At 42.7% G+C, this 12,017-nt stretch carries 8 protein-coding genes; 6 read left to right on the top strand and 2 right to left on the bottom strand.

Annotated elements, in window-relative coordinates; genetic code table 11:
- Nucleotides 1-36 precede the first annotated feature (36 nt).
- Entirely contained in the window at nucleotides 37-1,164 is a 1,128-nt protein-coding gene (locus tag ACSLUR_RS18585) for a M14 family metallopeptidase (RefSeq protein WP_448556801.1), read from the bottom strand.
- Nucleotides 1,165-1,441: 277 nt separating this feature from the next.
- Here ACSLUR_RS18585 and ACSLUR_RS18580 point away from each other — a divergent pair, with 277 nt between their 5' ends.
- The gene (locus ACSLUR_RS18580) at nucleotides 1,442-2,062 is read left to right on the top strand and encodes a glutathione S-transferase family protein (protein ID WP_448556799.1); all 621 of its coding nucleotides are present in this window, start codon (nucleotides 1,442-1,444) and stop codon (nucleotides 2,060-2,062) included.
- 257 nt (nucleotides 2,063-2,319) lie between these two features.
- Here the strand turns inward: ACSLUR_RS18580 and ACSLUR_RS18575 are convergent, their stop codons facing one another.
- Nucleotides 2,320-3,207: a sugar-binding protein gene (locus tag ACSLUR_RS18575; protein ID WP_448556797.1), complete on the bottom strand. Its 888-nt coding sequence runs from the start codon at nucleotides 3,205-3,207 to the stop codon at nucleotides 2,320-2,322.
- A 417-nt stretch (nucleotides 3,208-3,624) separates the two neighbouring features.
- Here ACSLUR_RS18575 and ACSLUR_RS18570 point away from each other — a divergent pair, with 417 nt between their 5' ends.
- From ACSLUR_RS18570 to ACSLUR_RS18550, 5 genes are all read left to right on the top strand, one after another.
- Entirely contained in the window at nucleotides 3,625-6,657 is a 3,033-nt protein-coding gene (locus tag ACSLUR_RS18570) for a TonB-dependent receptor (protein WP_448556795.1), read from the top strand.
- A gap of 356 nt (nucleotides 6,658-7,013) precedes the next feature.
- Nucleotides 7,014-8,573, top strand: a complete 1,560-nt coding sequence (locus ACSLUR_RS18565) for a tryptophan halogenase family protein (protein WP_448556793.1) — start codon at nucleotides 7,014-7,016, stop codon at nucleotides 8,571-8,573.
- Nucleotides 8,574-8,596: 23 nt separating this feature from the next.
- The gene (locus ACSLUR_RS18560) at nucleotides 8,597-9,325 is read left to right on the top strand and encodes a SapC family protein (RefSeq protein WP_448556791.1); all 729 of its coding nucleotides are present in this window, start codon (nucleotides 8,597-8,599) and stop codon (nucleotides 9,323-9,325) included.
- Nucleotides 9,326-9,405: 80 nt separating this feature from the next.
- Nucleotides 9,406-10,467, top strand: a complete 1,062-nt coding sequence (locus tag ACSLUR_RS18555; RefSeq protein WP_448556789.1) for a cupin-like domain-containing protein — start codon at nucleotides 9,406-9,408, stop codon at nucleotides 10,465-10,467.
- On the top strand, nucleotides 10,464-12,017 hold the full coding sequence (locus ACSLUR_RS18550; protein WP_448556787.1) for a tryptophan halogenase family protein: 1,554 nt from the start codon (nucleotides 10,464-10,466) through the stop codon (nucleotides 12,015-12,017). The genes ACSLUR_RS18555 and ACSLUR_RS18550 overlap by 4 nt, the downstream gene beginning before the upstream one ends.

The following is a 12,017-nucleotide window of genomic DNA, read 5'->3' as shown; positions in this document are numbered from 1 at the left end:
TTGTTTTTATTGTCATGTTTCCTGAAATCGTTATTTTTATCGCAGATCGTCTACCACATGGTAAACCGCTGTTAAGACGTCGCGACCAAATAAGCTGCTTCGTTCACCTGACCAGCCAACGCTATAATCTGGCAATAAAGCATTGTCTTTAAATGGCATTTCAATGGTATAAGCTAAACACTTAAAGGTTTCACCAACCCAGTTGCTACCTACAGTTAAGTTAGCTTGGCCTGGCTCATCTTTGTCGTAGCCTTTTTCATCTTGGAATTCAGGCGTAATCGCTAAAAGCACTTGTTTAAATTTGTCTTCTAACGTTTTATGACGTTCGTCGTATGAAGGACAGCCTTCACAACCAGCAACGAAGTTATAAGGTAACGCTTCATCACCATGAATATCAAGGTGCATATCAACACCTGTCTGCTTCATTTTTTCTGTGACGTGGAAAACTTCCGGGCTTTGTTCCATTGATGGCGACTGCCATTCACGGTTTAAGTTAACACCAATCGCATTAGTTCTTAAGTGGCCACGAACACTGCCATCTGGGTTCATGTTCGGCACAATGTAGAATACAGCTTTGTTTAGTAGTGCTCGTGCAACACCGTCATCTTCATCTAATAAACGGTCAATAAAGCCTTCGACAAACCATTCCGCCATCGTTTCACCAGGGTGTTGGCGAGCAGTGATCCAAACGGCTTTTTTGTCGGCCCCTTCTTCACCTATTTTTAACAATGACATATCACGACCATCTAAGGTTTGACCTAATACCTGTAGTTCACAGTCGATGTCTAATTGCGCTTGATGCAATAGGTCTTGATGGCGCTCATAGCTGTAAGGCTGGAAGTAAGCAAAATAAACCGAATCAAATTCCGGCATAAACGCGATTTTAAGCTCTTGGCCATCAAATTCGGTAGGCACGCGGAACCAATGCTCGCGATCGTACGAAGCCACCGCTTGATAATCGTGCCAGCCTTCTACATAGGCTGATTGCCCAGCGTTGACGATGCGAATGTTATGCTCAACACGCTCATTGTTGTGTAATTTAAAGTGAAACCATTGATAGAATTCTGAGCCGTTATCTTTGTTAATGGCTAGTTGAATATCGCTTGGATCATTAGCTGCTAATACTTGAATATTGCCGCTGTCGAAGTTAGAAGAAATTTGCATAACGTTTGTTTTATTGCTCTGACATGAAGCCGTAGTGTACACAAAGCCTTAAGTGATCAGAAGTTTTAATAAAAACATGACACCGAATGACTGTCAGCAACAAGTTACAGCGTACTTTTAGAGCTATTCTCCTCCCCTTTGCCACTTCTCCTTCTTAACTTCCTAACACACTAGTCTAGATTGCATCTATTGGCTTGCGGGGCTATCTTAGCACTAGCCATGACAAGGTTTACTTAGCACATAATTTTAACGACAAAAGAATAACAAGGATCCAAATATGAAGCTCTTTACCTTTCCGCCCGCACCAAACCCTTTGCGCGTTAGCTATTTTTTAAAATACAAAGGGCTAGAAATTGAAACTGAAATTATCGATTTAAAAGAAAAACAACAGTTTAACGCCGATTATGTCGCGGTAAACCCCAATGCCACCGTACCAGCTCTATTGTTAGACGATAACACGCTGCTCACTGACAGCATCGCGATTTGTGCTTACCTAGAGCGCAAGCACCCAGAAAAACCTTTGTTTGGGCAAAATGATGAAGAATACGCGCAAGTCATCGGCTGGTGCCACAAGCTTTACGTTGAGGGGTTTAGTGCAGTTGCAGAGGTGTTGCGTAATGGCAGTGAATTTTTTGCTGATCGCGCCCTTCCCGGCTTAACGCCAATAAAACAATTACCAGCATTAGTTGAGCGTGGCCAAACCCGTATTGGACTATTCTGGAATATGCTTGATAAACACCTAAGTGAACGCGAATTTGTTGCCGCAAGTGGTTTTAGTCAAGCAGATATCGATGCATACGCTATTTGTCAATTTGCGAGTTGGGTAAAAGCAAGCATTCCGACAGAATGTGAAAACTTGAATCGCTGGCATCAACAAGTTGCAGCGATTCTTGATTAAAGGCTACTTTGACTTACGCTTAGCAGCAGCCGACAAAACTAAAGCATCTATCAGGAAATGTGTTATTAAAAGCACCTGACCCTTTGTTTAAATTTGAAAAGCCATCGCTAGCATTTTACTAGCGATGGCTTTTCTTTAACTTTCATTTAACTGATGAGCTCTTCAACTATTGTGCGAAAGTTTATTAAATGGCGCTTACATTCGGCTCTCACAAATGACTAACAAATGGCAATCAAACCGCCAATCAGCATTTTGCATCAATTTTGATTCTCAGAATTGCTATCAACAGACTTAGTATTATTGAAATGATCGTCGCCGACTAAGATCAAGGTATCAAAAACATCTGCTGTTTTATAACCAAGATTTTTATCACCATTTACGGGGGAGATGTCAGTTGAACCAATAAAGTGCTCTCTGTACTCGCTGCCATCATTGTCGCAATAGGCCAACATAAAACCGATTTTTTTACCTTCTACATTGCTCACGCGATAACGTTCAGCATTAGATTCCTGATAAACATAGCGATCATTGTAAAGCTTAACCGCCAGTTCCCAATAAATCGGGTTGCCTGCATCAAGGCTTCGCTGCCATTGACTGTCAATGTGATGGTTAAACAGTTTAGGTTCACCTTGTCTATTTAGTTGATTCACTAATTTATTATGTTTGCCAATCGCTTCTATCGAAGGGGCAATATCAACGACCTGATTGTCGAGCGCAATGTGGTAGGCAAACGCATTAAAATTAGCCAGATGCTCCCCTTTAGAGTTGTCTTCATCGATAAATACCTCTAAACAGTCATCATCCCAATAACGAATCAATGGATCGGGATGTGCATCATACAATACGTTGTCGAATAGCTTTACCAACACATATAAGTAGTCTTCATCCCACAGTAATTTATAACTTGCAGAAAAATCATCAGGTGTTGGGTAGCTACCTATTATCTGTTTATCAATCGGCAACCAACTTGCTTCTAGCCAAGCAGTTTCATTAGCAATGCCGTCAATTTCGATAGCTTGCACAGATCTTTTAACGTGTATCGAATTATTGGCGTATATCACTTCACTGAATACCGTGGTAGCCATGGCAATACCGCCAACAAAACATGATGTAATGATTCTATTAACAAGCCACATGGCGTTCATTTCTTCGTCCTTTAATATTGCACTAATACAAATATTCAATTGCATTCAAGCGATGAATTGTTTCAATTCTTTGCTTCTTAGTTTCATAGCCCTAGAAAGTAAAATTAACTATTCAGTTAGCCGCAAACGAATACTACCTAGCATTTACGTCAGGCTTGATAAGCTCATGTATCTTAATGAGTATTATTGACTTAACGAGTATAAATTCATCAAGCGCACCCTCGCTGGTCAGAGCTTAAACAACTTTTTTGATTTCAAGTTGATCAAAGTTATATTATGAACTAAATTAATGTAAGCGCTTTCAGTTTTCACAAATCTTTATGGCTTGTGATTTTTTTTAAAACAACATGTAAGCGCTTACAACAAATCATTAACGTATAATAATGATGATAAAAAATAGAAATCGAGGGGATTCGAATGGCAAACAAAAAGTTCAATAAGTCAAAGTTGGCGACCAGCCTATCTTTGATTTTAGGTGCTTCTATCGTCACTCCCGCCCAAGCTGCTGAAAGTCAAAATGCCGAAAATGTTGAGGTTATTGAGGTACGTGGTATCCGAAGTTCGCTAGTCAAAGCGATGGATATCAAACGCAGTAGTAAAGGCGTTGTAGAAGCAATTAATGCGGAAGATATTGGTAAGTTTCCTGATTCAAACTTAGCGGAATCACTACAACGTATTTCTGGTGTGGCCATTGACCGTGACAATGGTGAGGGTAGCCGTGTCTCTGTTCGTGGTTTTGGTCCAGATCGTAACTTAGTGTTACTTAACGGCCGCCAAATGCCAACATCAACGGGTGACCGTTCATTTGACTTTGCCAATATCGCCTCAGAAATGATTTCGGGCGCTGAAGTATACAAAACAAGTGATGCAACGATTGCAACTGGTGGTATTGGTGCCACGATTAACATCCAAACCCATCGCCCACTAAACAGCCCTGGCCGCACCGCGACAATTAGCGGAAAATTATTAGATGATACTTCGGCTGAAGATGGTGATATTACGCCAGAATTATCAGGTATGTACTCTGAAACCTTCGCTGATGATACTTTTGGTATCTCTATCGCAGGTAGCTACTCTGAGCGTGAAAGTGGTAATCAACGCGCTGAAGTCGGCACCGGTTGGCGTACCTTTCCTGCTCGCGTTAACCAAGACTGGAGTGGCGGTAATGCAGACTGGGGCGGCGTGCCTTACGAAAACCAAGTTAACCGACCAGATCCTAGTTCGGATGATATCTATTCAGTTCCTCAAACAACCATCTACCGTTTTGAAGAACAACAACGTGAACGCATTAATGGTCAGCTAGTGCTGCAATATGCGCCAACCGAAAATTTCACCGCAACATTAGACGTTACTCACATGAGTAATGAAATTGATGTCCAGTTTAACGATATTTCTGCATGGTACACGTTTGCACCATCTGAAAATGTGTGGACTGATGGCCCAGTCGCTGCCCCACTATTTTACAGCGAAGATTACGAGGCAAATGGCATTGGTAACCAAGATTTATCAATGGCGGTTTCAAACTCATCAACTAAAGCTGAATCAAATTCAATCGCGCTAAATTTACAATGGCAGGTGAATGACAACTTAAACCTTGAGTTTGATCACCACTCGTCAGAAGCAGAAGAGACACCAAATAGCCCTTACGGTAGCTCAAATTCGCTGTCAACGGCGGGCTTTGTGCGCCGCGCAGCCGCCACTGACTTTACAGGTGACTTGCCTATTTTAGCGGTTCGCGGCTCTAGTGGTGTCAGCAAAGCCGACATGCTAGTGACGGGTTCTTTCTTTAGAAATGAAGATAACCGCGCTGAAATCGACCAAACTCAACTGAGAGGTACATACGAGCTAGACGAGTACGGTAGCATCGACTTTGGTGTTAGCTTGATTAAAGCGGAAAAACACAACCGTGCTGTGCAAGTACAACGTAACGATTGGGGCGGTGTCGGTGCAGCAGGTGATTTAACCAATATCGCTGGTGAAATTAGTGGCGTACAAGACAAGTTTGACGATGTTAGCGGTGGTAATTTTGAAGATCACCCTGACGGGCCAGACGGTTTTGAAATTGTTGATAGTATTATCAACTGGGATTTTGAAGCACTGCGCTCATTTGCTGCAGCAAACTATACCCCAGCAGAATTAACCGGTATCGTCGGTGATTGTGGTAACCAATTCTGTGCATCGACTGACTACGCAGCTGATACTGATCGCTTCGTTGAAGAAGAAGTCACCTCTTACTACATTCAATGGAACTATGAAGGTGAAATAGGCGATATGCCTTATGACGTGCACATCGGTGTTCGTTATGAAGAAACGGAAATTGACTCAACCTCTGTGGTACCAATTTACAACGGAGCGCGTTGGGAAGGTGACACCGAAATCGTACTGACAGGTAACGGCGAGCGTGAGTCACTGAGTAAGTCAGGTGACTACGACCATACTCTACCGAATATCAACTTCAATTTAGAAGTGACTGACGACATTATTGTTCGTGCAGCATACAGCGAAACCATTGGCCGCGCAGCATACGACCAATTACAAGGCGGTACAACGGTTGGCACACAGTACAATCGTGGTGGTGGCTCTGGTTCTTCAGGTAACCCGAATTTAGAGCCGTTAGAGTCAACTAACTTTGACCTATCATTTGAATGGTACTACAGCGATTCAAGCTATGCCGCTATCGGTTGGTTTAAGAAGGATGTAGAAAACTGGGTTACCAACGGCCAAATCCGCGATACCCTATTTAACATCCGCAACCCAATTGACGGCCCGAAATACGATGCTGCAGTAGCAGCAGTGGGTGGTGATGCAGGCCAGCAACGTCAATGGATTTTAGATAACTTTGGCGATCGTCCAGAAGTTTACATTCAAGACGGTAAGCTGATTATCGAAGGTGTTGACGAAGATAACTTAGTTGAATTCTTAATTGATGTGCCAGTAAACGACGATATCGAAAATACGTTCGACGGTTTCGAGTTCGCTATTCAACATGTATTCGGCGATTCGGGTTTCGGTTTCTTCGCCAACTACACTATGGTTGACGCTGGTGACGATTACAACACACAAGTTATTACCGGCGCACCTTACGACAATACTGATATCTTAGGCGACACTAACGATGATGTACAAAATGGTATTTCTGATACAGCAAACTTAGTGCTCTTCTATGAGAATTATGGTGTTTCAGCTCGCCTTGCGTACAACTGGCGTGATGATTACCTAGAAAAAGTAGGCGACGATACGGGTTCTAATCCAACTTTTGTTGAAGCTTATGACCAGTTAGATTTTAACATTAGCTACGACACCCCATGGGTTGAAGGGTTATCGGTATTCTTCGAAGGTATTAACATTACGGACGAATATCGCCGTAAACATGGTCGCAACTCTCACCAAGTACTTAACGTAACCCAACAAGGTGCGCGTTATAGCTTAGGTGTTCGTTACAACTTCTAATGTTGATGACGAATGAATAAACTGTAAGTTGTAAGCCGTGTGAATGCTCTCTCCTGTTCACGCGGCTTTACTTTTTCTGCTTTATTTATATTAAAGGCTTAATTTTAAGCCATATAGGAAAAACAAAGAAAATACTTAACTAAGTAATAAGTAAACGTAGTGATTGACTGTACTTATTAACTGAAGCGCTTGCAGCAAGGAGTATGCTCACACTTAACAGGTACTTTGCCAAAACACTTTAGTTTTGAGCATGTAACAGCTAAGTTAAAAAGCATAAGCTAAGACAAATTAAGCGCATGCAAAGCAACAGGTAAAATTACAAACAAATATTTTGTTAAGTATTTTTGGTAGCAAGAATGACAAAAGACGTAACGCAAATTGTTGTCGTAGGTGGTGGTACCGCTGGGTGGTTATCCGCTGGCATTATCGCGGCACACTATCAAACACAAGGTGATAACGCGATAAACGTCACTTTGGTTGAGTCTCCTGATGTCGCCACCATTGGCGTTGGTGAAGGGACTTGGCCGTCAATGCGCGGAACGCTTAAAAAGCTAGGCATTAGCGAAGCCGAGTTTATTCTTCATTGTGATGCGAGCTTTAAACAAGCATCAAAATTTAACAACTGGCTTTATGAAGAAGAAAACGGTGGCGACAGCTACTACCACCCTTTCACCATTCCCTCTGGCTTTTTTGAGGCAAACATTGCTGAACAATGGTTGCAATATCGAGAACAAATCAACTTTGCAAACGCCACCTCTAGTCAAAGCCATTTATGCGAGCAAGGCAAAGCCCCTAAACAAATCGCCACGCCTGAATACTCTTTTTTGCAAAACTATGGCTATCACTTAGATGCTGGAAAGTTTAGCAACTTCCTCACAAAACACTGCACACAAAAGCTAGCCGTTAAACATATTAAAGATAATGTGACCGCGGTAAATACGCGTGATGATGGTGCGATTGCATCCATAGCTACCGCTCTATACGGCGATATTGAAGGTGATCTATTTATAGATTGCACCGGTTTTACGGGTCTTTTGATCGACAAACACTATGGTATTTCGCTAAAACCTCAAGACCATATTTTGTTTAATGATCGCGCGTTAGCCGCACAAGTACCCTATTCGCAAGCCGATGCGCCCATTGCTTCACATACTATATCAAGCGCACAAAACAATGGCTGGATTTGGGACATTGGTTTGCAATCTCGACGCGGTGTCGGTCATGTTTACGCCAGCAATTTTACTAGTGACGAGCAAGCTGAAATTGATTTACGTCGCTATATTAGCCGCACAAGCGATATTAAAGAAGACGATATTAACGTTCGTAAATTGGTGATTAATCCTGGTTACAGAGAGAAATTTTGGCATAAGAACTGTGTTGCTATTGGCCTATCTGCGGGCTTTATTGAGCCGCTTGAAGCTTCAGCAATTGCACTTATTGAGTTATCAGCCAACTTTGTTGCAGAGCAACTGCCTGCTAACAGTGACGTAATGGCGATTACCGCTGCTCGCTTCAATCGCAAATTTAGCCATCGCTGGCAACGTATTATTGAGTTTTTAAAATTACATTACGTGCTTTCCAAACGGGAAAGTGATTATTGGCAAGCAAATCGCAGAGCGCAGACGATTCCAGAAGAACTGCAAGAGCTACTCAGTTTGTGGCGATATCAAACACCTTATCAGTATGACACGCATCAAACTGAAGAGTTATTCCCTGCTGCCAGCTTCCAATATATTTTGTATGGCATGGGGTTTGAGACTCAGCTACCTGCGAGAGAAAAAAGAGCAAATGTTGCAGCTAATGCGCAACAAATCTTTAATGAGAATAAACAACGTACAGCAAAACTAATGCACGCATTGCCAAGCAATCGCGAGCTGATTAATAAAATAAAGCAGTACGGATTAAGTAAAGTCTAAAAACAATTATTAGGGTGAGATATATGGCACAGCATGCGCTAGTGAATAACATTGACCACAAAGATATCAAAATCATCAATAAACGTTCTGCTGAGTTAGGCGATGACCTTTGGTATGCACTAACGTTTCCTAGAGAATTTCGTAGCGTACAAACCCACTACCCTATTCTTCTGCACAAAGACCCGAAAACTGGCCAATTTTTATCCGTTGCGCTATTTGGTTTCCAAGAAGGAGAAAATTTATTTCTCGATGACGCTGGTTGGCACGCAGCCTATATTCCGGTCTCCGTTAAGCGCCAACCATTCCTTATTGCCAATCAAACCCGAATGGTTGATGGTAAAGAAATACAAGATCGCATGCTGTGTATTGATATGGAACACCCGCGCGTAAATAAAGAACAAGGTGAGCCACTGTTTTTAGAGTTTGGTGGTAACACGGAATTTCTTGATCAAACCGCAAGCATGATGGAAGCCATGCATTTGGGCATGAGTGATGGCGAAGCATTTTGCAAAGCCTTAGCTGCCCTTGATCTCATCGAGTCGTGCACCTTTGATATTCAGCTAAAAGACGGCAAAAAGTATCAAATGATTGGCTTTTATACTATCAATGAAGAAATCTTGGATACATTAACGGACGAGCAAGTACTTGAGCTTAAAAATAAAGGTTATTTACAAGCAATTTATATGATGCTCGCCTCACAAGGCAATATTCATCACCTGTTAGCGAAGAAAAACGCACAAGTTTCAGGTTAACAATTTAGCCTTTAAAGCGTTTATTTACACCTGTAACAACAGTTGGATTGAATTGAGCTGAATTGAGTTGAATCGAATTAATGACTAACACTGGCCAAGCTAACCACAAGCAAGTGAGTATAAGCATAGACCACATGGAGCAAGACAACATTAAGCAAGTTAATGATATACGAGCTGACAACATTCCCGATTGGATATATGCCGAAGAACAGCCTGTTGTCCTAAAAAACTTTGGTGAAAGCTGGCCACTTGTTCAAGCTGGGGCAGATTCTGAGCAAAAGGCAGCGGAATGCTTGCTGTCTTTTTACAACGGTCGTCCGGTTAATGCTTGTCACTTGCCGGCAGAAGAAAATGGTCGAGTATTTTACAACGAACGCATCGATGGTTTTAACTTTCAGCCATCGCGCGTTCCATTGCAACAGGTACTCGCTTATTTACTATCGTCGCAGGAAGAAAAGCCTGCTGGCATGTATGTTGGTTCAACTGAGGTTGAAAGCTATTTCCCTGGCTTTAAAACAGCACATGCATCGGCACTTGATGCATTTTCACCATTAACCAGCTTGTGGATTGGCAATAAGAGCCGAGTTGCCGCTCATTACGACTTTCCACACAATATCGCCTGTGCCATGGTGGGTAAGCGTCGCTTCACCCTGTTTCCACCAGAGCAAGTCGTTAACCTTTACCCTGGGCCTATGGAGTTTGCCCCCGGTGGTCAAGATGTTTCCATGGTGGATTTTGCAAACCCTGATTTTGAACAGTTTCCCAACTTCAAAGTAGCACTCGAACATGCACAAGTGGCAGAACTTGAAGCCGGCGATGCGGTTTTTATTCCAAGCATGTGGTGGCACCATGTTGAAGCGCTCAGCAGTTTTAGTGTGCTACTCACCCATTGGTGGCGCGATACGCCTGCATATATGGGTCGCCCCAATAACGCCTTGTTAACCGCGATGCTTAGCTTGCGTAACCTACCGAAAGCTCAACGTAAAGCATGGCAAGCCATATTTAATCACTATATTTTTGAACACGACGATGCTGATTTTGCGTATTTACCTGATCACGCAAAAGGCATGTTAGCAACGCCAATGGATGAGCTAACGGCTCGCCGTATTCGCGCAGAACTATTAGAGAAACTTAAACGATGAATAAGCAAACAGCTAAGCCCGCTCATATGCAGGTAAGTATGCCGGTAAAAAAAGTCGTGATTGCAGGCGGTGGCACCGCTGGTTGGATGGCAGCTGCAGCGATAAGTAAACTGCTTGGCAAAGCGGTTAACGTGACACTCGTTGAGTCCGACCAAATTCCTACTATCGGCGTTGGTGAAGCAACGATTCCAACACTGCATATTCTTCATCAACTGCTAGGGATTAATGAAGCTGAGTTTATGTCGGCGACTAATGCCACCTTTAAGTTAGGAATTTCTTTTGAGAATTGGAAAGATCTAAACCAAGACTATATTCACTCCTTTGGCTACCTAGGGCAAGACTGCTGGGCCTGTGGCTTTCATCATTTTTGGCGCAAGGGCTTAGATTTAGGACTGGTTTCTGAAATTGGCGATTATTGTCCAGAGCACCTCGCTAGTCGAGAAGGTCGATTTGCTGTGATGGCCAATCAAGACCTCAATCATGCGTACCATCTAGACGCAGGACTTTACGCAAAATTCCTACAAGGAATTGCTTTTAAACACGGCTGTGAGCGAGTAGAAGGTAAAATTAGCCAAGTTCATCAAGATAACCATACCGGCTTTATCACAGCACTCACCTTAGATAATGGCCAGCAAGTCAGTGGCGATTTATTTATTGATTGTACTGGCTTTAGAGGCTTGTTAATTGAGCAAGCCCTGCACACAGGCTTTGATGACTGGAGCCACTATTTACCTTGTAACAGTGCCATTGCAGTGCAAACAGAAACGGTTGGTTCACCTGTCCCTTATACTCGCTCTATCGCCCGCGATGCGGGCTGGCAATGGCGAATTCCTCTGCAAAACCGCACAGGCAATGGATTAGTATTTTGTGACAAATACATCAGTGACGAGCAAGCTATTGATACGTTACTCAGTAATATAGAAGGTAAAACGTTAAACGATCCCCGTGTTATTAAGTACACAACAGGTACACGTCGTAAACATTGGAATAAAAACTGTATCGCGGTTGGTTTGTCAGGCGGTTTTGTTGAGCCACTTGAATCAACAGGTATTCACCTGTTCCAAAAGGCAATTGTTCGCTTATTACAACTATTTCCACATACCGGTATTGATGACGCCATTGTGGCTGAGTTTAACAAGCAAACCCAAGAAGAAATGGACAATATTCGCGACTTTATTGTCTTGCACTACTATCAAACTGAGCGCAGTGACACACCGTTTTGGCGACATTGTGCCAACATGCCAATTCCAGATAGCCTAAAGCATCGCATGGCGCTGTTTAAAGAATCAGGGCGAGTATTTAAAAAAGCCGAAGAATTGTTTGGTGAAGCCAGTTGGGTACAGGTAATGATGGGACAGGGGTTACTGCCAGATCAGTACCACCCGATTGTTGATCAAATGTCTGAGCAGGAGCTTGCCAACTTTCTTAACCGAATCAAACAGAACACCAGTAAAAAAGTTGCCAGCTGGCCTTCGCATATTGATTTTATTAATCACTATTGCCGCAGTAAAGTAAGTCGAAGCAAGGTAAGCTCGGCCAAAGCAAGTTAA

The sequence above is a fragment of the Thalassotalea montiporae genome (assembly GCF_053485855.1).
This window is presented reverse-complemented; position numbering and strand designations above follow the sequence as displayed.

Excerpts from the sequence above, each read along its gene's own strand:
- ACSLUR_RS18585 (WP_448556801.1), bottom strand. The coding sequence starts at position 1,164 with ATGCAAATTTCTTCTAACTTCGACAGCGGCAATATTCAAGTATTAGCA.
- ACSLUR_RS18580 (WP_448556799.1), top strand. The coding sequence starts at position 1,442 with ATGAAGCTCTTTACCTTTCCGCCCGCACCAAACCCTTTGCGCGTTAGC.
- ACSLUR_RS18575 (WP_448556797.1), bottom strand. The coding sequence starts at position 3,207 with ATGAACGCCATGTGGCTTGTTAATAGAATCATTACATCATGTTTTGTT.
- ACSLUR_RS18570 (WP_448556795.1), top strand. The coding sequence starts at position 3,625 with ATGGCAAACAAAAAGTTCAATAAGTCAAAGTTGGCGACCAGCCTATCT.
- ACSLUR_RS18565 (WP_448556793.1), top strand. The coding sequence starts at position 7,014 with ATGACAAAAGACGTAACGCAAATTGTTGTCGTAGGTGGTGGTACCGCT.
- ACSLUR_RS18560 (WP_448556791.1), top strand. The coding sequence starts at position 8,597 with ATGGCACAGCATGCGCTAGTGAATAACATTGACCACAAAGATATCAAA.
- ACSLUR_RS18555 (WP_448556789.1), top strand. The coding sequence starts at position 9,406 with ATGACTAACACTGGCCAAGCTAACCACAAGCAAGTGAGTATAAGCATA.
- ACSLUR_RS18550 (WP_448556787.1), top strand. The coding sequence starts at position 10,464 with ATGAATAAGCAAACAGCTAAGCCCGCTCATATGCAGGTAAGTATGCCG.